The sequence below is a fragment of the Enterobacter adelaidei genome, assembly GCF_041937165.1.
Taxonomy (GTDB): domain Bacteria; phylum Pseudomonadota; class Gammaproteobacteria; order Enterobacterales; family Enterobacteriaceae; genus Enterobacter; species Enterobacter adelaidei.
In genome coordinates this window covers 1,332,250-1,356,468 of the sequence record NZ_CP154353.1, presented here as the reverse complement: position 1 = coordinate 1,356,468, position 24,219 = coordinate 1,332,250, and the positions used below count along the sequence as shown (strand labels likewise).

At 55.8% G+C, this 24,219-nt stretch carries 20 protein-coding genes, 2 pseudogenes and 1 riboswitch; of the genes and pseudogenes, 12 read left to right on the top strand and 10 right to left on the bottom strand.

Features of this window, described 5'->3' with window-relative positions:
- Positions 1-24 precede the first annotated feature (24 nt).
- From AAHF05_RS06565 to AAHF05_RS06555, 3 genes and pseudogenes are all read left to right on the top strand, one after another.
- A pseudogene (locus tag AAHF05_RS06565) lies at positions 25-2,568 on the top strand (fimbria/pilus outer membrane usher protein).
- 22 nt (positions 2,569-2,590) lie between these two features.
- Positions 2,591-3,577 carry a fimbrial protein gene (locus tag AAHF05_RS06560; RefSeq protein ID WP_108090549.1) on the top strand — a complete coding sequence of 329 codons (987 nt, stop codon included), beginning with the start codon at positions 2,591-2,593 and terminating at the stop codon, positions 3,575-3,577.
- Positions 3,574-4,077 (top strand): fimbrial protein, encoded by a 504-nt coding sequence (locus AAHF05_RS06555; RefSeq protein WP_129323527.1) that lies wholly within the window; start codon positions 3,574-3,576, stop codon positions 4,075-4,077. Before AAHF05_RS06560 ends, AAHF05_RS06555 begins: the two co-directional genes overlap by 4 nt.
- Here AAHF05_RS06555 and dinG read toward each other — a convergent pair.
- Positions 4,064-6,241 carry an ATP-dependent DNA helicase DinG gene (dinG, locus tag AAHF05_RS06550; protein ID WP_129323528.1) on the bottom strand — a complete coding sequence of 726 codons (2,178 nt, stop codon included), beginning with the start codon at positions 6,239-6,241 and terminating at the stop codon, positions 4,064-4,066. The two genes, AAHF05_RS06555 and dinG, sit on opposite strands and share 14 nt — an antisense overlap.
- 97 nt (positions 6,242-6,338) lie before the next feature.
- The gene (gene rhlE / locus AAHF05_RS06545; protein ID WP_049008675.1) at positions 6,339-7,718 is read right to left on the bottom strand and encodes an ATP-dependent RNA helicase RhlE; all 1,380 of its coding nucleotides are present in this window, start codon (positions 7,716-7,718) and stop codon (positions 6,339-6,341) included.
- A 236-nt stretch (positions 7,719-7,954) separates the two neighbouring features.
- Here rhlE and cecR point away from each other — a divergent pair, with 236 nt between their 5' ends.
- Genes cecR through AAHF05_RS06520 form a run of 5 tightly spaced genes read left to right on the top strand, consistent with a single transcriptional unit; the run spans position 7,955 to position 13,595 of the window.
- Complete coding sequence (cecR, locus tag AAHF05_RS06540) at positions 7,955-8,632, top strand: transcriptional regulator CecR (protein ID WP_049008677.1); 678 nt, start codon at positions 7,955-7,957, stop codon at positions 8,630-8,632.
- Positions 8,629-9,624: a secretion protein HlyD gene (gene hlyD, locus AAHF05_RS06535; RefSeq protein ID WP_129323530.1), complete on the top strand. Its 996-nt coding sequence runs from the start codon at positions 8,629-8,631 to the stop codon at positions 9,622-9,624. The genes cecR and hlyD overlap by 4 nt, the downstream gene beginning before the upstream one ends.
- A complete protein-coding gene (locus AAHF05_RS06530) occupies positions 9,617-11,356 on the top strand; it encodes an ATP-binding cassette domain-containing protein (protein ID WP_129323531.1) in 1,740 nt (579 codons plus the stop codon). The genes hlyD and AAHF05_RS06530 overlap by 8 nt, the downstream gene beginning before the upstream one ends.
- Positions 11,346-12,479, top strand: a complete 1,134-nt coding sequence (locus tag AAHF05_RS06525) for an ABC transporter permease (RefSeq protein ID WP_129323532.1) — start codon at positions 11,346-11,348, stop codon at positions 12,477-12,479. The genes AAHF05_RS06530 and AAHF05_RS06525 overlap by 11 nt, the downstream gene beginning before the upstream one ends.
- A gap of 9 nt (positions 12,480-12,488) precedes the next feature.
- Positions 12,489-13,595 carry an ABC transporter permease gene (locus AAHF05_RS06520; RefSeq protein ID WP_129323533.1) on the top strand — a complete coding sequence of 369 codons (1,107 nt, stop codon included), beginning with the start codon at positions 12,489-12,491 and terminating at the stop codon, positions 13,593-13,595.
- Here the strand turns inward: AAHF05_RS06520 and AAHF05_RS06515 are convergent.
- Positions 13,557-13,967, bottom strand: coding sequence for a YbhQ family protein (locus tag AAHF05_RS06515; protein WP_014883088.1), 411 nt, complete (start codon positions 13,965-13,967; stop codon positions 13,557-13,559). The genes AAHF05_RS06520 and AAHF05_RS06515 overlap by 39 nt on opposite strands.
- A 133-nt stretch (positions 13,968-14,100) precedes the next feature.
- On the opposite strand from AAHF05_RS06515, the gene AAHF05_RS06510 reads away from it, so the two are divergent.
- From AAHF05_RS06510 to AAHF05_RS06500, 3 genes are read left to right on the top strand one after another with little or no spacing between them, the layout of a single operon-like run.
- The gene (locus tag AAHF05_RS06510; RefSeq protein WP_129323534.1) at positions 14,101-14,862 is read left to right on the top strand and encodes an endonuclease/exonuclease/phosphatase family protein; all 762 of its coding nucleotides are present in this window, start codon (positions 14,101-14,103) and stop codon (positions 14,860-14,862) included.
- Positions 14,859-16,097, top strand: a complete 1,239-nt coding sequence (clsB, locus tag AAHF05_RS06505; RefSeq protein WP_129323535.1) for a cardiolipin synthase ClsB — start codon at positions 14,859-14,861, stop codon at positions 16,095-16,097. The genes AAHF05_RS06510 and clsB overlap by 4 nt, the downstream gene beginning before the upstream one ends.
- On the top strand, positions 16,097-17,059 hold the full coding sequence (locus tag AAHF05_RS06500; RefSeq protein WP_129323536.1) for a YbhN family protein: 963 nt from the start codon (positions 16,097-16,099) through the stop codon (positions 17,057-17,059). The genes clsB and AAHF05_RS06500 overlap by 1 nt, the downstream gene beginning before the upstream one ends.
- Positions 17,060-17,136: 77 nt before the next feature.
- Here AAHF05_RS06500 and AAHF05_RS06495 read toward each other — a convergent pair.
- The 6 genes and pseudogenes from AAHF05_RS06495 to moaA form a co-directional block, all read right to left on the bottom strand.
- Positions 17,137-17,844, bottom strand: a pseudogene (locus tag AAHF05_RS06495) (Bax inhibitor-1 family protein).
- Positions 17,845-17,908: 64 nt separating this feature from the next.
- Positions 17,909-18,361 (bottom strand): molybdopterin synthase catalytic subunit MoaE, encoded by a 453-nt coding sequence (gene moaE, locus AAHF05_RS06490; protein ID WP_028019387.1) that lies wholly within the window; start codon positions 18,359-18,361, stop codon positions 17,909-17,911.
- 1 nt (position 18,362) lies between these two features.
- Positions 18,363-18,608, bottom strand: a complete 246-nt coding sequence (gene moaD / locus AAHF05_RS06485) for a molybdopterin synthase sulfur carrier subunit (protein ID WP_023310854.1) — start codon at positions 18,606-18,608, stop codon at positions 18,363-18,365.
- The gene (gene moaC, locus AAHF05_RS06480; protein ID WP_129323537.1) at positions 18,601-19,086 is read right to left on the bottom strand and encodes a cyclic pyranopterin monophosphate synthase MoaC; all 486 of its coding nucleotides are present in this window, start codon (positions 19,084-19,086) and stop codon (positions 18,601-18,603) included. Before moaC ends, moaD begins: the two co-directional genes overlap by 8 nt.
- Before the next feature lie 3 nt (positions 19,087-19,089).
- Positions 19,090-19,602 carry a molybdenum cofactor biosynthesis protein B gene (gene moaB / locus AAHF05_RS06475; RefSeq protein WP_049008692.1) on the bottom strand — a complete coding sequence of 171 codons (513 nt, stop codon included), beginning with the start codon at positions 19,600-19,602 and terminating at the stop codon, positions 19,090-19,092.
- A gap of 24 nt (positions 19,603-19,626) precedes the next feature.
- The gene (moaA, locus tag AAHF05_RS06470) at positions 19,627-20,616 is read right to left on the bottom strand and encodes a GTP 3',8-cyclase MoaA (protein WP_129323538.1); all 990 of its coding nucleotides are present in this window, start codon (positions 20,614-20,616) and stop codon (positions 19,627-19,629) included.
- A riboswitch (molybdenum cofactor riboswitch) is annotated at positions 20,604-20,738 on the bottom strand. Its footprint overlaps the gene before it by 13 nt.
- Positions 20,739-20,963: 225 nt before the next feature.
- Between moaA and yvcK the strand changes: the two genes are divergently transcribed.
- A complete protein-coding gene (yvcK, locus tag AAHF05_RS06465; RefSeq protein WP_028019391.1) occupies positions 20,964-21,872 on the top strand; it encodes a uridine diphosphate-N-acetylglucosamine-binding protein YvcK in 909 nt (302 codons plus the stop codon).
- Between the two features lie 41 nt (positions 21,873-21,913).
- Here yvcK and uvrB read toward each other — a convergent pair whose 3' ends face one another.
- The gene (gene uvrB, locus AAHF05_RS06460; protein ID WP_129323539.1) at positions 21,914-23,929 is read right to left on the bottom strand and encodes an excinuclease ABC subunit UvrB; all 2,016 of its coding nucleotides are present in this window, start codon (positions 23,927-23,929) and stop codon (positions 21,914-21,916) included.
- Positions 23,930-24,219 lie beyond the last annotated feature (290 nt).

Sequence of the window (24,219 nt, the reverse complement as noted above, 5' to 3'; positions counted from 1 at the left end):
TATGCGCAGACAATTACTATAATCATGTACAGCCATAAAAAGCCGTTCACCTGCCGAATTTCATCACTGCTGGTCATTTTATGTGGCCTGGCGCTGGCGATCTTTGCACAGCAGGTTATGGCTGATGATTATTTTAACCCGGCATTACTGGATATTGATAATCCTCAACAGGGAAAGACCGACCTGTCCGTTTACGAAAAAGGGCCAGGGCAGGCACCGGGAAAATATCAGGTCGCCATTTTTATTAATAACAATAAAATTGATACACGCGACGTCACGTTCAAATTACAAAAAGATCCGCAAGGTAATAACTCTCTTCAGCCCTGCTTTAGTCTGAGCGACTTAAAAAGCCTGGGTATCAAAACCCAAAAATATCCAGAGCTAATGGCAAAAGGCCAGTGCGCTGATTTAAACACCATCCCGGCAGCCTCCGCGTCGTTCCACGTTCGCAATCAACAACTGCTGCTCAGTGTTCCGCAACTGGCACTAGGCCAGGTTCCACGGGGCTATATCGACCCAAAAGAGTTCGATGAAGGGATCACGGCTGGTCTGCTCAATTACAGTGCGACCGCGAGCCAAAGCCACGCGCTGCAACAGGGTGAACAGGATACCAGCAGCCAGTACGTCAATCTCCGGCCTGGCCTTAACATTGGCGCATGGCGGTTGAGAAACTACTCGACATGGAACCGCAGCACCACGGGTAAAGAACAACAGCAGACGTTTTCATCCATTTATACCTACGCCCAGCGCGATATTGTGGCGATGAAAAGCAGCCTGACGGTCGGACAAAGTTCTTCCCCTGCCGACGTGTTTGATAGCGTGCCTTATACCGGCGTACAGCTTAACTCCGACAGCGACATGCTCCCGGACAGCGAGAAAGGGTATGCCCCGATTATTCGCGGTACAGCACACAGTAACGCTCTGGTGATGGTGCGACAAAACGGTTACGTCATTTATCAAAATACCGTTGCGCCCGGTGCGTTTGAGATCAACGACCTCTACCCGACGGGCAGCAGCGGCGATCTTCAGGTGACGGTAAAAGAAACCGACGGCAGCGAAAGCCATTTCGTGGTGCCCTACGCTTCAGTACCGGTACTCCAGCGTGAACATAACCTGCGCTATAGCGTCACTGCTGGCCGTTATCGATCATATGACAGCGATGTAGAGAAAACGCCGTTTGCCCAGGGCAGCGCAATTTATGGTTTACCGTATGGTTTCACTGCCTATGGTGGGGTTCAGCAGAGTAACCATTATCAGTCCCAGGCGCTGGGCGCGGGAAAAAACATGGGTGATTTAGGCGCCTTTTCCATCGACGTGACCCGTGCAAAAGCCCTGCTTAAAAAGCAACAGGCCAGTAAAGGCCAGTCCTGGCGTGTGCGTTACAGCAAAGATTTTGCAGGCTCCGGTACCAACTTCTCTCTCGCGGGCTATCGCTACAACAGCAAAGGGTTTTACACCCTGGAAGACACCATGGAGTCCTGGACCCGCTCGGACGACTGGTCTGCCCCACAACAGCGTCGCGCGCGGACTGAAGCCACCATCGACCAGACGCTGCCCAAAGGGTGGGGGTCCGTCACCCTGAGCATGGTGAAAGAGACCTACTGGAGCCAGAGTCAGGACATGACCTCCATGAGCGTCAGCTACAACAACAGCTGGCATGGAGTGAGCTACAGCCTGAGCTACAGCATGAACAAAAATACTGACGACAGCGACGAGAACGGGGAGTCAGTCACAAACGACAACCAGTTCTCTCTGAGTGTCTCCGTTCCGCTTGACCACTGGATGCACAACACATGGGCTACGTACAATCTGAATAACACCAAAGAGGGTACAACGCAGAATATTGGCCTGAACGGCACGGCGCTGAAGGAGGAGAATCTCAACTGGAATATTCAGGAAGGGTTGAGCACAACCGGCAGCGGTAATTCCACCAGTGCAAATGCCGACTATAAGGCAACCTATGGCGAAGTGAGCGGCGGTATTAGTCAGGATAAATATCAGCGCACGGTGAACATGGGTCTGCAGGGTGGCGTCGTGACGCATGCTAACGGCATCACATTAAGTCAGCCGCTAGGGGAAACCATCGCTCTGGTAAAAGCGCCGGGGACCCATGGCACGCATATCACCAACCAGACGGGAGTCGAGACCGATTTCCGTGGCTATACCGTTGTGCCATTTGTCACTGCCTATCGCCATAACACCATTTCGCTGGACACCGAAACGCTACCAGAGGATGCCGACGTGACCCACGCCGCGTAGATTGTCACCCCGACACGTGGGGCAGTCGTTCGGGCGAGCTTCAACACCCGTGTGGGACGTCGGGTATTGATGACGTTGACACAAAACGGTAAACCGCTTCCCTTTGGCGCAACCGTCACCACCGACGATAAGGACAGCGAGTTCATTGTGGGCAGCGACGGCCAGACCTATCTCTCCGGCCTGGCTCAACACGGCATACTCTCGGTCTCATGGGGCCAGAAAGCCAGCGAACATTGCGTCGCGCAATACGTGCTACCGGAAGATAAAAACAAGAATTCCGTCATTAACGCTGCCGCGCAGTGTAACTGATCCATCGTACAGGCTTATGACAATGCAGATAGTAAAACAGTGTTTTTTCTTTTTGATTCTGGCGACAGCAGCGCTGTTCATGCCACATGCGAAGGCGACCTGTAACTCAACAGATTTGCCCAAGCAGATCAACGTCGCCTCAATTTCAGTCTCCACCTCGCTTGCTGTCGGTGCGACCATTCCCGGAACCGAGCAAACTGTGCACATTTCAGGGAACTGTACCAGCCCGGATGACAACGGTTTGCCCATTGTTTCCTGCTACTACGGAACCGGGAATGAAATTTCTGGACTCACTGGCGTCTACGAGTCCGGTGTCCAGGGGATTGGCGTTGCGCTGATGAACGACAAAGGTCAGCGTATCACCGGCGCAGGCGGGGTGTACTGCAATTCCACCAGCACGCCGCTGGGCTATGTCTCGGATAACGATCAGCGAACGTTCAGCTTTGACGTCACCCTTGAACTGGTGAAAACGAGCAATACCGTCACGTCCGGTACGCTTGCGCAGGATCAAACCAAATTCGGGATTGGGGTCTACCAGCATGAAGGGATCGGCAGCCCTAACACGATCTCTTACGCCGGTAATGTGATCCTGAAAGAAGTCACCTGCTCCGTTTCCCCCAAAAGTCTCACCGTGACGCTGGGTGATTTTCCGGTCAGCGACTTCACCGGGACAGGGACCCTGACGTCGCCTCATACATTCGACATTAACATCAACTGCAACGACACCGTGCAGCCTGAAGCGATGATCACGAGTGCAAATGGCTATGATACGAACTTCCCGGGCGTCATCAACCTGACTCAGGAAACCGGTGTCGCAACGGGTATAGGGGTTCAAATGCTATTTGACGGAGAGATCCCTGACTTTGGTACATACAGGAATACTGCCGGAATTGCGCAAGCCAATGAAACGCTGGCGATTCCTTTTCAGGTTCGTTACGAGCAAACCGCAGCCGACGTCACACCAGGCAGCGCCAACAGTATTGCCACCATCACGCTGGGGTATAAATGACAAAATATCTTCCGATTTTGCTGTTTGGCCTGGCATCTCATGCCTTTGCAGACGAAATTCAGGTGCTCATGCAGGGCAATATTTTTGCCAATACCTGTTCCGTTGACAACGCCAGCCAGAATTTAACTGTCGATCTCGGTCAGGCGACGTCAGGTGATTTTAAAGACATCGGCGACACGGGGGTATGGAAAAACGTAGATCTGACGCTCTCGAAATGCCCGGCCACCACAACCCTTGCCACCGCCACGTTTCACGGACAGGCGGATGGCGCACATCCGACAAAATTTGCGAATAACGGCACGGCTGGCGGCCTGGCTCTCGAACTTGCCGATCGTCAGGATCACATCCTTATCGCTCCTCAGGCCAGCTTTAGCGTACTGATCAATCAAAGCGATCATACGGCAGACTTCCCCTTAGCTGCGCGTTACTACGCCACCTCAATGCCCGTCACCGCCGGCACGTTCAACAGCGTCGTGCAGGTGACCTTCACTTACCAGTAGGACCGCGCCCCTTAGCACGGAGGCTTTTCTTGCGCCCGACAGGCAATTTGGCCGGGCGTTTTATTACCTCAGGCACTTCCGGTTGTTCGATGGGGAAAACGGGCAAAGCATTCAACAGCCGCTGACCGTAATTTTTGGTGAGCAAGCGTTTGTCGTAAATCACCACCTCACCCCAACAACCATGGCTACGGATCAGACGCCCCACCTGCTGGATCAGGTTAAACGATGCCGCGGGTAAGCTCTGCACCTCAAACGGATAGCGGTTAAGGCTTTTCAGCCATTCCCCTTCGGTGATCACTACCGGGCTGTCGATCGGCGGGAAGGCGATTTTATGGATATGCACCTGCGTCAGGTAGTCCCCTTTCAAATCCAGACCTTCAGCAAACGACTGCAAACCTACCAGCACGCTGCGCTCACCGTTATCAATGCGTTTACGGTGCGTCTCCACCAGCCGATAGCGCGGCTGATCGCCCTGCACCAGCAGCAACAACCGCAGGTCGGTAACGTGCTCCAGGAAACGCTGCATCGCTCGCCCACTGGCAAATAACACCAGCATCCCGGGGTACTTTTTGCTTTCAACCTGCTCGCGGAAGTAGGCTGCCATCTCGGCAATATGCTGCTCTTCGTTGTCGATAAGCGGCTCATACTTCATGCGCGGGATCACCAACTTGCCCTGCTCACAGTGGTTAAACGGTGAGTCCAGCGCCACAAAGCGATCGCCCGCTTTCTCTTTCAGGCCGCTCATCTCCTGCAAACGCGAAAAACTGTTCAGGGAACGCAGTGTGGCCGATGTGACCACCACATGCGGCACGCTTCGCCAGATAAGTTTTTCCAGCTGATCGGCCACGCGAATACCTACGCAGTGGAAAAAGAGGTGCACTTGTCCGTCACGCACTTCGCGGGTGGCCCATTTGGTGACGGGGGCACCCGACGCCTGCGCCATCGACGCCAGCCGCCAGAGCTTGCTCTGCGATTCGAACATGCCCAGCGCACGGTTCATTTGAAGGAGAATACGGTGCAGACGGACGACGTCGTGGGTACCGGTTTTCTCACTGAGATCGTTCAGGAACATCTCCGCCAGGCCACGCAGCTTTTCCAGATGCTTTGCCAGTTGCTGGCAAATCTCCATCACCTCTTCAGGAAGCTCTCCCATCGCAAAGCGGTGTTCAGCCTCCTGCGTTGCCGGAAGCCAGAGATTGAGGATGTTATTGAGCGATGCAATCAGGCTGTAAACCTCTTCACAGTGTTCGCTCAACCGCTCAGGCACCGCCAATGGCGGCGTGGTTTTTGGACGGAACTGCTCCATGCAGGTCGCCACCAGCTTGCAAAAGAGATCCAGCTGCAGGCGGAACCACGGTGCGGTAATTTCGGCACTCATTTCCAGCGCGTCCCGCGCCACGTCCGGCAGATGGTGACCTTCATCAAGCACCAGAAGCAGGTTTTTGGGCTCCGGCAGCACCGCTTCGCTCTCGAGCGCCGCCATCACCAGCGCATGGTTGGCGACCACCACTTCCGCTTCCTGAATCTCACGTCGGGCGACAAAGAACGGGCACTCCCGATAGTAGTGGCAGTTGCGGTTCAGACAACTCGCTTTATCGGTGCTGAGCCTGCGCCATAAGTCATCGCTAATTGCCTGGCTGGTGTGATCGCGCAGACCATCCCATTTGTAGCCATCGAGATCGGCTTTTAGCTTTGCGCACTGTTCCTGCTCGGCCTTGTTGTTCGGCGTCAGTTCGTCATCGAGAAACGCCAGCAAATCTTGCTGATTAGGCTCGCTGCTGGCAAGTGCCGCCAGGTTACGCGGGCAGATGTAGCGCCCGCGTCCGAAAGCGGCCGTAAAACGCAGATCGGGGATGATTTTGCGCAGCAGCGGTAAATCTTTGCTGAAGATCTGATCCTGCAGCGCCACGTTGGCGGTGCTGACTACCAGCGTTTTGTCCTCTTCCCGCGCAATCGCGATGCCGGGAATGAGATACGAAAGGGTTTTCCCGACGCCGGTTGGGGCTTCAATCGCCAGATGTCGCCCGTCGTCCCCGGCGAGCGTTTTTGCCACGTCAGCAATCATCTGCCGCTGCGGCGCTCGGGGGATAAAGTCGGGTATCTGCTGCTGTAGCGCCTTATACCATGCGCCAATTTGCGCCTTGAGCGCCGCGGTTAAAGCCATTGGAAAACCTGAAATACTGTATAAACAGCCACTATTGTGGCACTTTCTCTTTGTTGTCGCAAAAAGAAAAGCCCGGCTCTACGACCGGGCTTCCAGATTACTGCGGATTAGCAGGTTTACGCGGGCGGCGTCGGCGCTGCCCTTCCCCTGCTGGCTTGCCTTCGCCGCTGCGCCACGGGTTTTCACCGGCGGGTTTGGCTTCGTTGCTACGACGCGGCGGTTTGCCCGCTGATTTCGGTGCACCACCGTCGGCACGACGCGGCTGCTGACCGCGACCGCCGCCGCCCTGACCACGTCCCCCCTGACGACCGTTCTGAATCGGCTCAGCTTTAATCGACGGGTCAACTTCATAGCCCGGCGTTTCGATGCGCGGGATCTCTTTCTTCAGCAGGCGTTCGATATCACGCAGCAACTTGTGCTCATCCACGCAAACCAGAGAAAGCGCTTCACCCGTTGCCGCCGCACGACCGGTACGGCCGATACGGTGGACATAATCTTCCGGCACGTTTGGCAGCTCGTAGTTCACCACGTGCGGCAGCTCTTCAATGTCGAGACCACGGGCAGCAATGTCGGTCGCCACCAGCACGCGGATGTCGCCAGATTTGAAGTCCGCCAGCGCGCGGGTACGTGCGCCCTGGCTCTTGTTACCGTGAATGGCGGCACTGCGGATGCCATCTTTATTCAGCTGTTCCGCCAGGTGGTTCGCGCCGTGCTTGGTGCGGGTGAAGACCAGCACCTGCTGCCAGTTGCCCTGGCCGATCATCTGGGAGAGCAGTTCCCGCTTACGCTTTTTGTCAACGAAGTGAACGTGCTGGGTCACCTGCTCGGAGGCGGTGTTGCGACGCGCCACTTCCACTTCCAGCGGGTTATGCAGCAGCTTTTCTGCCAGCGCCTTAATCTCGTCGGAGAAGGTCGCGGAGAAGAGCAGATTCTGACGACGCGGTGGCAGTTTAGCCAGCACGCGGCGAATGTCGTGAATAAAGCCCATGTCGAGCATGCGGTCGGCTTCGTCCAGCACCAGAATTTCGACGTTATCCAGTTTCACCGCGTTCTGGTGTTCCAGATCCAGCAGACGACCCGGCGTTGCCACCAGCACGTCCACACCGCCGCGCAACTTCATCATCTGCGGGTTAATGCTTACACCGCCGAAAACGACCAGCGAGCGAATGTTGAGATAGCGGCTGTAGTCACGCACGTTCTCGCCAATCTGGGCTGCGAGCTCACGGGTTGGGGTGAGGATCAGCGCACGAACCGGACGACGGCCTTTAGCATGCGGCTGGTTCTTTACCAGCAGCTCTAACAGCGGCAGGGTAAAACCGGCGGTTTTACCGGTACCGGTCTGGGCGCTGGCCATCAGATCGCGGCCCTGCAAGACGGCGGGGATAGCCTGCTGCTGGATTGGGGTTGGCTCGACGTAGCCCTGCTCTGCAATCGCACGCAGAATTTCTGGGTTCAGGCCAAGGGAATCAAAAGACATAAAAACTCCGAACCGCCCCGACCATCACAGGTGTAGTTTTCAGGGAGATATAACAATGGTAAGGACAAAAACCACAATGTCGTGAAGCAGCGGAGTGTAGCAGCTTTTGTGACGTGGCGCATAAAATATCCCTCAGCCATTCATCAACGAAATATTTCCCGCCAGGGAGACAACTGGACAAAATGGTGAACCGAGCATAATGTTAATCAATCGATTGATTAATTTTTAATGCTGCTATGAATACAACCCCGACAACAACCAAAGGTGAACAGGCTAAAAGCCAGCTTATCGCCGCCGCTCTGGCACAGTTTGGCGAGTATGGTTTGCATGCCACGACGCGCGATATTGCGGCACTGGCCGGGCAGAACATTGCAGCCATACCCTACTATTTTGGCTCAAAAGAGGATTTATACCTCGCCTGTGCCCAGTGGATCGCCGATTTCATCGGCACGCAATTTCGCCCGCACGTTGAAGAAGCCAGCGGGCTGTTAAGCCAGCCTTCACCCGATCGCGCCGCCATTCGGCAGCTAATTCTCAACGCCTGCCACAATATGATCCGCCTGCTGACGCACGACGATACGCTCAACCTGAGTAAATTTATCTCCCGCGAGCAGCTCTCCCCTACTGCCGCGTACCAGCTCGTGCACGATCAGGTGATTGCCCCGATGCATACTCACCTGACCCGGCTGATCGCCGCCTATACCGGGCGGGATGCCAACGATACCGAGACAATTTTGCATACCCATGCCCTGCTGGGTGAAATCCTCGCCTTCCGTCTGGGGCGGGAGACTATCCTGTTACGCACCGGCTGGACACAATTTGATGAGGATAAAGCCGCGCAGATTATTCAGGTCATCACCTGTCATCTCGATCTGATCCTGCAAGGTTTAACGCAAAGGAGCCTGAAGTCATGAAAAAACCTGTCGCCATCATTCTGGTGGTTGTTGTTTTGCTTGCTGCAGGAGTCGGTGGCTGGCTTTGGTATCAGAGCCATCAAGATAAAGGCCTGACGCTGTACGGTAACGTTGATATTCGCACGGTGAATATGAGCTTCCGCGTGGGGGGGCGTCTGGCATCGCTTAACGTTGATGAAGGCGACACAATTACGCGCGGTCAGACGCTGGGTATGCTGGATAAATCCCCTTACGAGAACGCGCTGATGCAGGCAAAGGCAGGCGTATCTGTCGCCCAGGCACAATATGACCTGATGCTGGCGGGTTATCGCGATGAAGAGATTGCGCAGGCCGCCGCAGCGGTCAAACAGGCGCAGGCGGCTTACGACTACGCGCAGAACTTCTATGCCCGTCAGCAGGGGCTGTGGAAAAGCCGCACCATTTCTGCCAATGACCTCGAAAATGCCCGTTCTTCCCGCGATCAGGCGCAGGCCACGCTGAAATCCGCTCAGGACAAACTAAGCCAGTACCACACCGGTAATCGCCCGCAGGATATTGCCCAGGCGAAAGCCAGCCTTGAACAGGCTCAGGCGCAACTTGCCCAGGCCGAACTGGATCTTCACGATACCACTCTGGTTGCACCGTCTGACGGTACGCTGATGACCCGCGCCGTGGAGCCAGGCAGCATGCTCAGCGCGGGCAGCACCGTTTTAACGCTCTCCCTGACCCGTCCGGTGTGGGTGCGCGCGTACATCGACGAGCCGAATCTCGGCCAGATGCAGCCGGGACGCGAGCTGTTGCTCTATACCGATGGTCGACCGGACAAGCCGTATCACGGCAAGGTGGGCTTCGTTTCCCCAACCGCCGAATTCACACCGAAAACCGTTGAAACGCCGGACCTGCGTACCGACCTGGTCTATCGCCTGCGTATCATCGTGACTGATGCGGACGACGCGCTGCGTCAAGGCATGCCTGTCACCGTAAAAGTATACAACGGGGAACGACATGAATGACGCGGTTATTGAGCTCAGCAATCTGGTCAAACGCTTCCCGGGAATGGACAAACCGGCCGTCGCACCGCTGAATTGCACCATTCAGAAGGGCTATGTCACCGGACTGGTCGGTCCGGACGGTGCCGGCAAAACCACGCTAATGCGAATGCTGGCGGGGTTGCTTAAGCCGGATGACGGAACCGCCAGCGTGCTCGGGCTCGACCCGATCAAGGATGACAGCGCGCTCCACGCCATGCTCGGCTATATGCCGCAGAAGTTTGGTCTGTATGAAGATCTGACGGTAATGGAAAACCTGAATCTGTACGCGGACCTGCGCAGCGTCACCGGCGAAACGAGACAGAAAACCTTCGCGCGCCTGCTGGAATTCACCTCCCTCGGCCCGTTCACCGACAGGCTGGCGGGTAAGCTCTCCGGCGGCATGAAACAGAAACTGGGGCTGGCCTGTACGCTGGTAGGTGAACCGAAAGTTCTGCTCCTGGATGAGCCTGGTGTCGGCGTTGACCCCATCTCTCGCCGTGAATTGTGGCAGATGGTGCACGAACTGGCAGGCGACGGGATGCTGATCCTCTGGAGCACCTCCTACCTTGACGAAGCGGAGCAGTGCCGGGATGTGCTGCTGATGAACGAAGGTGACCTGCTTTATCAGGGTGAGCCAACGACACTGACACAAAGTATGGCCGGGCGCAGTTTTCTGTTGCACAGCCCGCAGGAATCCAACCGCAAACTGCTGCAGCGAGTGCTGAAATTGCCGCAGGTCAGCGACGGGATGATTCAGGGCCGTTCGGTACGCGTGATCCTCAAGAAAGAAGCAACTGTCGACGACATTCACCGTGCGCCAGGTATGCCTGAGATCGAGATGGAAGAGACCGCACCTCGCTTCGAAGATGCGTTTATCGACCTGCTGGGCGGCGCGGGAACGTCAGAATCTCCCCTCGGGGCGATCCTGCATACGGTTGAAGGTACGCCGGGCGAAACGGTGATTGAAGCCAAATCCCTCACTAAAAAATTTGGTGATTTCGCCGCCACCGATAACGTGAATTTCGCGGTGAAACGCGGCGAGATTTTTGGCCTGCTCGGGCCGAATGGCGCCGGAAAATCCACCACCTTTAAGATGATGTGCGGTCTGCTGGTCCCTACCGCCGGTAAAGCGCTGGTACTGGATATGGACCTGAAGGTCAGTTCCGGCAAAGCGCGTCAGCATCTGGGTTATATGGCGCAGAAGTTCTCCCTCTATGGCAACCTGACGGTCGAACAGAATCTGCGCTTTTTCTCCGGCGTGTACGGCCTGCGCGGGCGGGCACAGAACGAGAAAATCCGCCGTATGAGCGACGCATTCGGGTTAACCAGCATTGCCTCTCACGCAACGGATGAACTGCCGCTCGGCTTCAAACAGCGGCTGGCGCTGGCCTGTTCCCTGATGCATGAGCCCGATATTCTGTTTCTCGATGAACCAACCTCCGGCGTTGACCCCCTCACCCGCCGCGAATTCTGGCTGCACATCAACAGCATGGTTGAAAAAGGGGTTACCGTGATGGTGACGACCCACTTTATGGATGAGGCTGAGTACTGCGACCGTATCGGGCTGGTGTACCGCGGCAAGCTGATTGCCCACGGTACGCCAGATGACCTGAAAGCACAGGCCGCCGACGATGAAGTCCCGGACCCGACGATGGAGCAGGCGTTTATCACCCTCATCCATGACTGGGATAAGGAGAATGCCCATGCACAATAACGCCATTTCCTGGCGCAGGGTGCGCGCGCTGTGCATCAAAGAGACGCGCCAGATCGTGCGTGACCCCAGCAGTTGGCTGATTGCCGTGGTGATCCCCCTGCTATTGCTGTTTATCTTTGGCTACGGCATTAACCTCGACTCCAGCAAGCTCAGAGTCGGTATTTTGCTGGAACAGCAGAGCGAAGAGGCGCTGGATTTCACCCACGCGATGACAGGCTCACCCTACATTGACGCCACCATCAGCGACAACCGCCAGGCGTTGATCCAGAAGATGCAGGCTGGGAAAATTCGCGGGCTGGTGGTGATCCCGGTCGATTTCGCAGCCAATATGGCGCGTGCAAATACTGATGCGCCGATACAGGTGATCACCGACGGCAGCGAGCCGAATACCGCGAACTTTGTGCAGGGTTACGTGGAGGGTATCTGGCAGCTCTGGCAGATGCAGCGCGCTGAAGACCGGGGGGAAACGTTCGACCCTCTGATTGACGTGCAGACCCGCTACTGGTTTAACCCCGCCGCCATCAGTCAGCACTTTATTATTCCTGGCGCGGTGACCATTATCATGACAGTCATTGGCGCGATCCTGACCTCGCTGGTGATCGCCCGTGAGTGGGAGCGCGGCACCATGGAGGCGCTGCTTTCTACCGAAGTGACGCGTGTCGAGTTGCTGCTGTGTAAACTTATCCCCTACTACTTCCTCGGCATGCTGGCGATGCTGCTCTGTATGCTTGTGTCGGTATTTATTCTCGGTGTGCCGTACCGCGGCTCGCTGGTCGTGCTGTTCTTTATCACCAGCCTGTTTCTGCTCAGCACGCTCGGCATGGGGCTGCTTATCTCCACCGTCACCCGCAACCAGTTTAACGCCGCCCAGGTGGCGCTCAACGCCGCTTTTTTACCGTCGATTATGCTGTCCGGGTTTATTTTCCAGATAGACAGCATGCCCGCCGTGATCCGCGCCGTGACCTACATTATTCCGGCTCGCTACTTCGTGAGCACGCTGCAAAGCCTGTTCCTCGCGGGAAATATTCCGGTGGTGCTGATTATCAACACGCTGTTCCTGATGGCGTCGGCAACGATGTTTATTGGCCTGACGTGGATAAAAACCAAACGGCGACTGGATTAAGGAGCGAACATGTTTCACCGTTTATGGACATTGATCCGCAAAGAACTGCAATCGCTGCTGCGCGAGCCGCAAACCCGTGCCATTCTGGTGTTGCCGGTACTTATTCAGGTTTTACTGTTTCCGTTTGCCGCCACGCTTGAGGTGACGAACGCCACCATCGCCATCTACAACGAAGACAACGGTAAACACTCCGTTGAACTGACGCAGCGTTTTGCACGTGCAAAAGCCTTTACCCACATTCTGCTGCTGAAAAGCCCGCAGGAAATCCAGCCCACTATCGACACGCAAAAAGCGCTGCTGCTGGTGAGATTCCCGGCAGATTTTTCCCGTAACCTGGACACTTTCCAGACCGCACCCATGCAGTTGATCCTCGACGGACGTAACTCCAACAGCGCCCAGATCGCGGCCAACTACCTGCAACAGGTGGTCAAGAATTACCAGCAGGAGCTGATGGAGGGCAAACCTAAACCCAATAACAGCGAACTGGTGGTGCGTAACTGGTATAACCCGAATCTGGATTACAAATGGTTTGTGGTACCGTCGCTGATCGCCATGATCACCACCATTGGGGTGATGATCGTCACCTCTCTGTCCGTCGCCCGCGAGCGCGAACAAGGGACACTGGATCAGCTGCTGGTTTCTCCGCTTGCCACCTGGCAAATTTTCGTCGGTAAAGCGGTTCCGGCCCTGATTGTTGCCACCTTTCAGGCCACCATTGTACTGGGCGTGGGTATTTGGGCGTACCAGATCCCATTCGCCGGCTCGCTGGCGCTGTTTTACTTCACGATGGTGATTTATGGTCTGTCACTGGTGGGATTTGGACTGCTGATTTCAGCACTCTGCTCCACGCAACAGCAGGCGTTTATCGGGGTGTTCGTCTTTATGATGCCTGCGATTTTGCTTTCGGGATATGTTTCCCCTGTCGAGAACATGCCGGTGTGGTTGCAGGATTTAACGTGGATAAACCCGATTCGTCACTTTACGGATATCACCAAGCAAATTTATCTGAAGGATGCGAGTCTGGATATTGTGTGGGGAAGTTTGTGGCCGCTACTGGTCATAGCGGCCACGACGGGCTCAGTGGCGTACGCGATGTTTAGACGCAACATTGCGTAGCTTTTTCTCTTTGGTCAGTAACGAGACCACCGCAGGCCCTGCGAGGATTGCCAGACCGGCCAGGGCCAGCAGCAGGTTGTTTTGCAGCACACGGGACAACAACCAAAGCACAATCATCGCGGCACCAAAGTACCAGGTGGTGGTGAGCTCTTCGAGCACATCACCCACCTCACGCCAGCGTGCTTCATGGTGGCGCTGTAAGAACAACATCGACAGTACGGTGACGCCGTAGAGGACACACAGTCCCAGGCCAACACGCACCAGCGTGCCGCTCATCCAGCCCATCACCAGCACGGCCACGACCAGTAAATGCAACATTATCTGCCAGCAACTCAGGCCAGTTGCGACACGAACACGTTGTTGCCACTTCATGGCTTCTCTCCTGAAGGATTTTTCTCTGCTTATTCAGACTACCGCACTTTACGGAAAATTCCGTAACACCGCATCTTTTTGTGACGCCGACTACACTTTATTTTCATCGGGATAGACACTCAGGAAGGAGCTTATGACGCCAAAAATGCAGCATTTCTCGCTTAACGTGCTGACAATAAACATTCATAAAGGCTTCACAGCATTTAACCGCCGCTTCATTTTACCGGAGCTGCGCGACGCGGTACGCACCGTCAATGCGGACATTGTTTGCCTGCAGGAGGTAATGGGCGCACACGAAGTGCATCCGCTTCACGTTGAGAACTGGCCCGACACGCCCCACTACGAATTTCTGGCCGACACCATGTGGAGTGATTACGCTTACGGACGCAACGCGGTCTATCCGGAAGGCCATCACGGCAACGCGGTGCTGTCACGTTTCCCGATTGAATATTACGAGAACCGCGATGTTTCCGTAGGGGAAAGCGAAAAACGCGGCCTGCTTTACTGCCGTATCACTCCGCCCGACCTTGAGCTTCCCCTCCATGTCGGCTGTGTTCATCTCGGTCTGCGAGAAGCCCATCGCCAGGCGCAGCTGAACATGCTGGCCGAGTGGGCTAATGCACTTCCCGAAGGTGAACCGGTGATCGTGGCCGGTGATTTCAACGACTGGCGACAGCGGGCGAACCATCCGTTGAAAGTGAATGCCGGGCTGGAGGAAATTTTCACCCGCGCGAACGGCAGACCCGCGCGCACCTTTCCGGTACGTTTCCCCTTGCTGCGTCTTGACCGGATCTACGTGAAAAATGCTCACGCCAGCAGTCCGACCGCCCTGGCGCTACTCAACTGGCGACATCTCTCCGACCATGCCCCGCTGAGTGCGGAGATCCACTTATGAAATGTTCCTGGCAAGATGGCAACCGGATCACGCTGCTGGTTAATGGGGACGAGTATTACCCGGCCGTGTTCAAAGCGATTGACCATGCAAAGCAGAAAGTGATCCTCGAAACCTTTATCTGGTTCGAAGATGACGTCGGTAAACAATTGCACAGCGTGCTGCTGCGCGCCGCCCGGCGTGGCGTCAATATTGAAGTCCTCCTCGATGGCTATGGTTCACCGGATCTCAGCGACGCCTTCGTCAATGAACTCACTTCAGCGGGTGTGATCTTCCGCTACTACGATCCCGGCACTCGCCTGTTCGGCATGCGTACCAACCTTTTCCGCCGGATGCACCGCAAAATTGTGGTGGTGGATGAGACGGTGGCGTTTGTTGGCGGCATTAACTACTCCGCTGAACATATGTCCGATTACGGCCCGGAAGCGAAACAGGATTATGCGATCCGCATCGAAGGGCCTGTGGTTCAGGATATCCTGTTGTTCGAACTGGAAAACTTGCCCGGTAAAGAGGTTGCACGTCGCTGGTGGAAGCGCCGCCATCGTCCGGAAGAGAACCGGAATCCCGGCGAAGCGCAGGCGCTGTTCGTCTGGCGGGATAACGCCGAGCACAGAAACGACATTGAGCGTCATTATCTCAAGATGCTCGCCAACGCGAAGCGCGAGGTCATCATCGCCAACGCCTACTTTTTCCCGGGCTATCGTCTGCTGCATGCCATGCGCAATGCGGCTCGACGGGGTGTGAGTGTGAAGCTGATTGTGCAGGGCGAGCCGGATATGCCGATAGTCAAAGTCGGCGCGCGGCTGCTGTATCACTATCTGGTGAAAGGCGGCGTGCAGATTTACGAATACCGCCGTCGCCCGCTGCACGGCAAAGTTGCGCTGATGGACGATCACTGGGCAACCGTCGGCTCCAGTAACCTTGACCCGCTAAGTTTATCGCTCAATCTTGAAGCGAACCTGATCATTTACGATCGCCAGTTTAACCAGACCCTTCGGGATAACCTGCAGGCGTTGATCGTCAACGACTGCGTGCGCGTGGATGAATCCATGGTACCCAAACGCACCTGGTGGAACCTGGGTATCAGCGTGGTGGTGTTCCACTTCCTGCGCCATTTCCCGGCGATGGTCGGCTGGCTGCCAGCACATACACCAAAACTGGCGCTCGTGGAGCCGCCTGTGCAACCTGAAATGGAAACCCAGGATCGCGTTGAAGCGCAAGACGGAGGGAAAACCTGATGTCAAAATCGCATCCGCGCTGGCGGCTGGCAAAAAAAATCCTCACCTGGATCTTCTTTATTGCAGTCGCCGTGTTGCTGGTGATTTACGCGCAGAAAGTTGACTGGGAAGAGGTGTGGAAAGTTATCCGCAACTACAACCGGCTGGTACTGCTGGGTGCAGTTGGGTTGGTCATTATCAGCTATCTGATGTACGGCTGCTATGACCTGCTGGGCCGCGCCTATTGCGGCCACAAGCTGGCTAAACGCCAGGTTATGCTGGTGTCGTTCATCTGTTATGCCTTTAACCTGACGCTAAGCACCTGGGTCGGGGGGATTGGCATGCGCTACCGCCTCTATTCGCGGCTGGGACTACCGGGCGGAACCATCACGCGCATTTTCTCGCTCAGCATTACCACCAACTGGCTGGGGTATATCCTGCTCGGCGGGGTGATTATTACCCTCGGCGTGGTGCAGTTGCCCGCGCACTGGTATATCGATGGGACCACGCTGCGTATTCTCGGCATCGTGTTGCTGCTGATTATCGCTTTTTATCTGTGGGCCTGCGCCTTCGCTAAACGCCGTCATATGACCATTAAAGGGCAAAAGCTGGTATTACCTTCATGGCGCTTCGCGGTGCTGCAGATGGCGGTATCCAGCGCCAACTGGATGGCGATGGGGGCGATTATCTGGCTGTTGATTGGCGAAGATGTGAACTACTTCTTCGTGCTGGGCGTGTTGCTGGTGAGCAGTATTGCCGGGGTGATTGTCCATATTCCGGCAGGGATCGGCGTGCTGGAGGCGGTGTTTATCGCGCTGCTGGCCGGGGAACATGTCTCTCAGGGGACGATTATCGCTGCGCTGCTGGCCTACCGCATGCTGTATTACTTCCTGCCGCTGGCGCTGGCAACGGTCTGTTATCTGATGCTGGAGAGTCGGGCGAAAAAGCTGAGAGCGAAGAACGAGAAGGCGTTGGCAAAATAAAAGCAAAACGGCAACCAGGTTGCCGTTTTTAGTTTCGTATACCGGGTAAGGCGCAGCCGCCACCCGGCAAAACAACCTTAACGACGGTTGCCGAGGATACGCAGCAGCATCAGGAACAGGTTGATAAAGTCCAGATACAGCGTCAGCGCGCCCAGAATCGCGTATTTGCGCAGGTTCGAACTGTCGCGGACGTCAATCTGCTCGCCGATGTTTTTCAGCTTCTGGGTGTCATAAGCCGTCAACCCAACAAAGATCACCACCCCGATATAGGTCACCGCCCACATCAGCGCTTCACTTTTCAGCCACAGGTTCACCAGAGACGCCAGCACAATCCCAATCAGCCCCATAAACAGCATACTGCCAAAGCCGCTCAAATCGCGTTTGGTGGTGTAACCATAGAGGCTCATCGCCCCAAACATCCCGCCGGTCACCACAAAGGTACTGGCGATGGAAGAGTAAGTGTAAACGATGAAAATGCTGGAAAGCGTCAGCCCGGTTAGCGCCGAGTAGAGCATAAACAGCGTGGTCGCCATGCCGGCGCTGAGCTTTTGCACCAGGCCTGAAAGGACGAACACCAACGCTAGCTAGGCAATAATCAGCCCAAAGAAGGTAATTTTGCTGGAGAAGATAAACATCATCAGCTCCGGTGTATTGGCCGCATACCACGCGATAAACGCGGTCAGCAACAGGCCAACCGTCATCCAGCCATACACCTGAGCCATATACGTCTGCAGACCGCTACGAGTCTGCTGTACTATTGAATCGGAACGCGGAAATCGGTCCATGATTCACTCCTGATTAAGATTAAGTTGACACACACGTTAAGATTAACACATCCACGTAAACCGACTACCAACGGCTGGCGGCGTGTTTGTCGCTATCACGAGATTCAACCCAGCGGTCACCTTCCGGGGTGGCTTCACGCTTCCAGAACGGCGCTTTGGTTTTGAGGTAATCCATAATGAACTCCCCTGCCGCAAACGCGCTGCCACGGTGTGCGCTGGTCACCCCGACGAAGACAATCTCCTCGCCAGGCCACATCTCGCCGATGCGGTGAATCACCGTTACTCGTCCGAGCGGCCAACGCCCGCGCGCTTCTTCCACAATCGCCGCCAGCGATTTTTCCGTCATGCCCGGATAGTGCTCCAGGGTCAGTGCTTTCACGCTGTCACCCAGGTTGTGGTTACGCACTTTGCCGGTGAAGGTCACCACCGCACCGTCTTCATCACGCTCAGCCAGCCAGCTATATTCTGTACCAACGCTGAAGCGCTCAGGACCTACCAGAATACGGGTTTCCGCCATTTTAGCCCCCGGTCACCGGTGGGAAGAACGCCACTTCATCCCCTGCGTTCAGCGGATGGGTGAATTCAACCAGCGTCTGATTCACGGCGGCCAGCAGCTTGCCTTCGTCCAGCGCCAGCGCCCAGCGGTCGCTTTGTGCGGCAAGATGCGCGCGCAGGGCGGCAACGTTTTCGAAGGACGCATCCAGCGTCAGGCTGTCGGTATTCACCAGCTCGCGCACCTGCGCAAAAAAGAGCACCTTAATCATGGCTGTCCACCTTAAAATCGCCGGATTTTCCGCCGCTTTTCGCCAGCAGGCGAACCGGGCCAATCACCATATCTTTTTGCACCGCTTTGCACATGTCGTAGATGGTCAGCGCGGCAACGGAGGCCGCCGTCAGGGCTTCCATCTCCACGCCCGTTTTGCCGGTTAAGCGGCAGAGTGATTCAATGCGCACGCGGCTGTGCTCTGGCTGCGCCTGCAGATTCACTTCCACCTTGCTCAGCATCAGCGGATGGCACAGCGGGATAAGATCCCAGGTCCGTTTGGCGGCCTGAATCCCGGCGATGCGGGCGGTGGCAAAGACGTCGCCCTTATGGTGGCTACCGTCGATAATCATCGCCAGGGTCTCCGGCAGCATGGTGACGAACGCTTCCGCGCGCGCCTCGCGCACCCTTTCGGCTTTGGCGGAGACGTCGACCATATGCGCTTCGCCAGCGGCGTTAATGTGGGTCAGTTGTGACATAGCTTATTTCTTTAAATGAGGATGGAAATTACACGGACGGGTTCGGGCATCCAGCTGCGGGGCGATGATGTTTTCCCACGCGGTGCGGCAGGCTTTCGTCGAGCCGGGCATGGCGAAAATCAGGGTGTTGTTCGCGACACCCGCTACCGCGCGCGACTGCAGCGTGGAGGTACCAATCTCTTCAAACGAGAGCATACGGAACACTTCACCGAAGCCTTCCACTTCGCGATCGAACAGTGGGACCAGCGCCTCGGGGGCTTGATCGCCCGCCGTGAAACCCGTACCGCCGGTAACCAACACCACCTGCACGTCATCGCTGGCGATCCACTGAGAAACCTGCGCGCGAATGGCGTAGCGGTTCTCTTTCACAATCGCTTTATCAACAATCTTATGGCCCGCTTCGTGGGCTGCATCACGCAACCAGTGGCCGGAGGTATCATCCTCTTCGCCACGGCGGTCGGAAACGGTAAGAATGGCAATACGTGTCGGGATAAATTCTGCGCTTACCTGACTCATCTTCTGATTCCCTCTTAAGCCTGATTACCCGCCAATATAGGACAGGTTTTGAGTAATACCGGTGTTGCCCTGGTGCAGGAAGTGGGTCTGTTTTTTATGCGTCAGGGCTTCAGAGATGCGTGCTTCAAGCGCATCCTGCTGCGCATCGTCTTCCAGCAGATCGCGAAGGTCCACGCCGCCATCGCCGAACAGGCAGAGATGGAGTTTGCCCACAGAGGAGACGCGAAGGCGGTTGCAGCTGGCGCAGAAGTCTTTCTCATAGGGCATGATAAGCCCTATTTCCCCTTCGTAATCCGGGTGACAGAAGACCTGCGCCGGGCCGTCGCTGCGCTGGCGGATCTGATGGAGCCAGCCGCGTTTCAGCAGCTCGTCGCGCAGCACCATGCCGGAGATGTGATGACGACGGAACAGCTCGCTGCCCTCGCCGGTTTCCATCAGCTCGATAAAGCGCAGTTGAATGGGACGGGATTTGATCCACGCCAGGAAGGTGTCCAGCTGATGATGGTTTACATCGCGCATCAGCACCGTGTTGACTTTGACTTTTTCAAAGCCGGCCGTGAACGCGGCGTCGATACCGTCCATGACCTGCTGGAATTTATCCTGCCCGGTAATGGCGTGGAACTGACGGGCGTCCAGGCTATCGACGCTGACGTTAATCGCCGTCAGGCCAGCGTCACGCCAGTTCGCCACATCGCGGGCCATGCGGTAGCCGTTGGTGGTGACTGCAATCTGGCGGATACGTTCGTTTTCACGCACGGCGGCAATGATGTCGGGGAAGTCGCGACGCAGCGAGGGCTCGCCCCCGGTCAGACGCACTTTTTCCGTGCCGAGTTCAGAGAATGCACGCGTCACGCGCCGCACTTCATCCACGGAGAGAAAGCCGTTATTGGTGACGCCGCCCGGTTTGTAGCCATCGGGCAGACAGTAGGTGCAACGGAAGTTGCACACGTCGGTAATCGACAGACGTAAGTAATAAAACTTACGCGCGAAAGCATCAGTAAGTTGTGAAGCCATGTACACCTTTCCAGATACGGGAGGCACAGTCATTTCTTTCTGTACCCTGGTGGCAAATTCGCCACGGCCAGAGCGCCATATCTTTCGACACAGGCACAAGGGCTAGAGTGTATGTTTTCAATTTTGAAAACGTGGTTATGGCGATAGTAGCGCGGAAATTCTGACTGCGCCATTATCGCTTTTCGCTATATAATCATATATATAACGAATCAATCCTGCATTTTCACTACAGAATACCTAAAAACCGCACTTTCACATTGATATACGTCATTTTGCATCGGCTGAGGCATCGTCTTTTAGGGGTAGTTAGGTTACTGTTACGCGATCAAACGTGATAAGGAATACGTATGCGCAATCGCACTTTTGCGGATCTTGACCGGGTAGTCGCTCTTGGCGGAGGCCACGGTCTGGGTCGGGTGATGTCCTCTTTGTCGTCACTCGGCTCAAGGTTGACAGGGATAGTAACCACCACCGATAACGGTGGCTCAACCGGACGCATCCGTCGTGCCGAAGGCGGCATTGCCTGGGGAGACATGCGCAACTGTCTGAACCAGTTAATTACAGAACCGAGCGTTGCTTCGGCGATGTTTGAGTACCGTTTTGGCGGTAATGGCGAACTTTCCGGGCATAACCTCGGAAACTTGATGTTAAAGGCGCTTGATCACCTGAGCGTACGGCCTCTGGAAGCCATCAATTTAATCCGTAATCTGCTTAAAGTGGATGCATTCCTGATCCCTATGTCTGAACAACCGGTTGACTTGATGGCAATCGATGCCGAAGGACATGAAGTTTACGGCGAGGTGAATATTGACCAACTCGTCCTGCCGCCAACAGAGTTAATGACCTACCCGAGCGTACCCGCCACGCGAGAAGCGGTGGAGGCAATCGGAGAAGCGGATCTTATCCTGATCGGTCCGGGCAGTTTTTATACCAGCCTGATGCCGATTCTGCTGGTGAAAGAGCTGGCACAGGCGCTGCGACGCACCCCTGCCCCGATGGTTTACATCGGTAACCTGGGCCGTGAGCTGAGCCCGGCAGCAGCGAGCTTATCACTGCCGGACAAACTGAATTTAATGGAGCATTACGTCGGGAAGAAGATCATTGACGGCGTGGTGGTCGGGCCGAAGGTTGATGTATCCGGTATCGGCGATCGTCTGGTAGTGCAGGAGCCGCTGGAGGCCACAGACATCAAATACCGCCATGACCGCCACCTGCTGCGTGAGGCGCTGGAGAAAGCGATTCAGGCGCTGGGATAACCAAATATCCCCGGTGGCGCTGCGCTACCGGGCAAAATCCACTACGATGCCGCGATGAAAAGATCCCGCAACTGATGCAACTGGTCGCGGACCTGCGCCGCCTCTTCGAACTCCAGATTCTGCGCGTGCTGCATCATCTGCCCTTCCAGCTCGTGGATTTTCTGCTGCAACGCTTTCGGCGTCAGCACGACGGTATCCTCTTCCACCACTGAACGCGCCTTGCCGCGACCTTTCGTTTTGGTCTTCGCAATGTTCTGACCCAGCGCCAGGATATCCACCACCTTCTTGTTCAGCCCCTGAGGGATGATGCCGTGCTCTTCGTTGTAGCGCTGCTGCTTCTCGCGGCGGCGCTCCGTTTCACCAATCGCTTTCGCCATCGACGGCGTAATTTTGTCGCCGTACAGAATCGCTTTACCGTTAACGTTACGCGCGGCGCGGCCAATGGTCTGAATCAGCGAACGCTCAGAACGCAGGAAGCCCTCTTTGTCTGCATCCAGAATCGCCACCAGCGAGACTTCCGGCATATCCAGACCTTCTCGCAACAGGTTGATCCCCACCAGCACGTCAAACTCGCCCAGACGCAGGTCGCGGATAATCTCCATACGCTCAACCGTATCAATATCCGAGTGCAGATAACGCACCTTCTCACCGTGCTCTTCCAGATACTCGGTCAGGTCTTCTGCCATGCGCTTGGTGAGCGTGGTCACCAGCACGCGCTCATTAATGGCGGAACGGGCGCGGATCTCAGAAAGCAGGTCATCCACCTGAGTCGCCACCGGCCGGACTTCAATGACCGGATCCAGCAGCCCTGTTGGACGCACCACCTGATCAACCACCTCGTCGCCTGATTTCTCCAGCTCGTAGCTGCCTGGCGTTGCCGACACGTAAATGGTTTGCGGCGCTAGCGCCTCGAACTCTTCAAACTTCATCGGACGGTTATCCAGCGCCGATGGCAGTCGGAAACCATACTCCACCAGCGTCTCTTTACGCGCGCGGTCACCGCGGTACATCCCGCCGATCTGTGGGATAGTGACGTGGGATTCGTCGATCACCAGCAAACCGTCTGCCGGGAGGTAATCAAACAGCGTCGGCGGCGGCTCGCCCGGCCCGCGCCCGGAGAGGAAGCGTGAGTAGTTTTCGATGCCGGAGCAGTAGCCCAGCTCGTTCATCATCTCAAGGTCAAACTGGGTACGCTGGCTCAGACGTTGCTCTTCCAGCAGCTTATTGTTCGCCAGCAGCACCTTACGGCGCTCGGCCAGCTCCACTTTGATCTCCTCCATCGCCTGCACGATACGCTCGCGTGGCGTGACGTAGTGCGTTTTCGGGTAGATGGTGAAGCGCAGGATCACCGACTCGATGTGGCCGGTCAGCGGGTCAAATAGCGACAGGCGTTCAACCTCTTCGTCAAACAACTCGACGCGCAGCGCCATGTCGTCCGATTCTGCCGGGAAGATGTCGATCACCTCGCCGCGTACGCGGAAGGTGCCACGCTGGAACGCCTGGTCGTTGCGGGTGTACTGCAGCTCTGCGAGACGGCGTAAAATCGCACGCTGATCGATGATCATCCCCTGCGTCAGGTGCAGCATCATCTTGAGATACAGATCCGGATCGCCCAGACCGTAGATCGCAGAAACAGACGCCACCACCACCACATCACGACGCTCAAGCAGCGCCTTCGTTGCGGAAAGACGCATCTGCTCAATGTGTTCGTTTACCGAGGCATCTTTCTCAATGAAGGTGTCAGAGCTCGGCACATAGGCTTCAGGCTGGTAGTAATCGTAGTAGGAGACAAAATATTCCACCGCGTTATCCGGGAAGAACTCTTTCATCTCACCATAAAGCTGCGCGGCCAGGGTTTTGTTGGGGGCAAGCACCATTGTGGGACGCTGGAGGTCCGCGATAACGTTGGCAATGGTAAACGTTTTGCCCGAGCCGGTTACCCCCAGCAGCGTCTGGTGCGCCAGCCCATCTTCCAGCCCCTCCTCCAGACGACGGATCGCCTCAGGCTGATCGCCAGATGGACGGAAAGCAGAATTCAATTTGAACGGTTTACTCATGGGCGACAACCTGATGACGTTATAAGCGGCAGGTGAGTAATTTTACTCCTTGTTGCCAGGAATGCCAGTAAAAAACACTGGATGAAAAACCAGTAGCATGTCAGGATATTTAGAGTAGCGTCTGAATGATTAGCGCAATAGCGGTCAAAGTTTGGACTCTGACAACATAAAACACCACCCGGGCCAGGTTATCCCCAGAACTTTTTCTTTTTTAACATTTGTCAAGCCAGGTAATGATAGTTTTATGGCAACCGGTGACACTTTCATTACGGGAATTGCTTTTATCTAAC

What these genes read in the sequence shown, in the direction of transcription:
- AAHF05_RS06560 (WP_108090549.1), top strand. Translation starts at nt 2,591, where the DNA reads ATGCAGATAGTAAAACAGTGTTTTTTCTTTTTGATTCTGGCGACAGCA.
- AAHF05_RS06555 (WP_129323527.1), top strand. Translation starts at nt 3,574, where the DNA reads ATGACAAAATATCTTCCGATTTTGCTGTTTGGCCTGGCATCTCATGCC.
- dinG (WP_129323528.1), bottom strand. Translation starts at nt 6,241, where the DNA reads ATGGCTTTAACCGCGGCGCTCAAGGCGCAAATTGGCGCATGGTATAAG.
- rhlE (WP_049008675.1), bottom strand. Translation starts at nt 7,718, where the DNA reads ATGTCTTTTGATTCCCTTGGCCTGAACCCAGAAATTCTGCGTGCGATT.
- cecR (WP_049008677.1), top strand. Translation starts at nt 7,955, where the DNA reads ATGAATACAACCCCGACAACAACCAAAGGTGAACAGGCTAAAAGCCAG.
- hlyD (WP_129323530.1), top strand. Translation starts at nt 8,629, where the DNA reads ATGAAAAAACCTGTCGCCATCATTCTGGTGGTTGTTGTTTTGCTTGCT.
- AAHF05_RS06530 (WP_129323531.1), top strand. Translation starts at nt 9,617, where the DNA reads ATGAATGACGCGGTTATTGAGCTCAGCAATCTGGTCAAACGCTTCCCG.
- AAHF05_RS06525 (WP_129323532.1), top strand. Translation starts at nt 11,346, where the DNA reads ATGCACAATAACGCCATTTCCTGGCGCAGGGTGCGCGCGCTGTGCATC.
- AAHF05_RS06520 (WP_129323533.1), top strand. Translation starts at nt 12,489, where the DNA reads ATGTTTCACCGTTTATGGACATTGATCCGCAAAGAACTGCAATCGCTG.
- AAHF05_RS06515 (WP_014883088.1), bottom strand. Translation starts at nt 13,967, where the DNA reads ATGAAGTGGCAACAACGTGTTCGTGTCGCAACTGGCCTGAGTTGCTGG.
- AAHF05_RS06510 (WP_129323534.1), top strand. Translation starts at nt 14,101, where the DNA reads ATGACGCCAAAAATGCAGCATTTCTCGCTTAACGTGCTGACAATAAAC.
- clsB (WP_129323535.1), top strand. Translation starts at nt 14,859, where the DNA reads ATGAAATGTTCCTGGCAAGATGGCAACCGGATCACGCTGCTGGTTAAT.
- AAHF05_RS06500 (WP_129323536.1), top strand. Translation starts at nt 16,097, where the DNA reads ATGTCAAAATCGCATCCGCGCTGGCGGCTGGCAAAAAAAATCCTCACC.
- moaE (WP_028019387.1), bottom strand. Translation starts at nt 18,361, where the DNA reads ATGGCGGAAACCCGTATTCTGGTAGGTCCTGAGCGCTTCAGCGTTGGT.
- moaD (WP_023310854.1), bottom strand. Translation starts at nt 18,608, where the DNA reads ATGATTAAGGTGCTCTTTTTTGCGCAGGTGCGCGAGCTGGTGAATACC.
- moaC (WP_129323537.1), bottom strand. Translation starts at nt 19,086, where the DNA reads ATGTCACAACTGACCCACATTAACGCCGCTGGCGAAGCGCATATGGTC.
- moaB (WP_049008692.1), bottom strand. Translation starts at nt 19,602, where the DNA reads ATGAGTCAGGTAAGCGCAGAATTTATCCCGACACGTATTGCCATTCTT.
- moaA (WP_129323538.1), bottom strand. Translation starts at nt 20,616, where the DNA reads ATGGCTTCACAACTTACTGATGCTTTCGCGCGTAAGTTTTATTACTTA.
- yvcK (WP_028019391.1), top strand. Translation starts at nt 20,964, where the DNA reads ATGCGCAATCGCACTTTTGCGGATCTTGACCGGGTAGTCGCTCTTGGC.
- uvrB (WP_129323539.1), bottom strand. Translation starts at nt 23,929, where the DNA reads ATGAGTAAACCGTTCAAATTGAATTCTGCTTTCCGTCCATCTGGCGAT.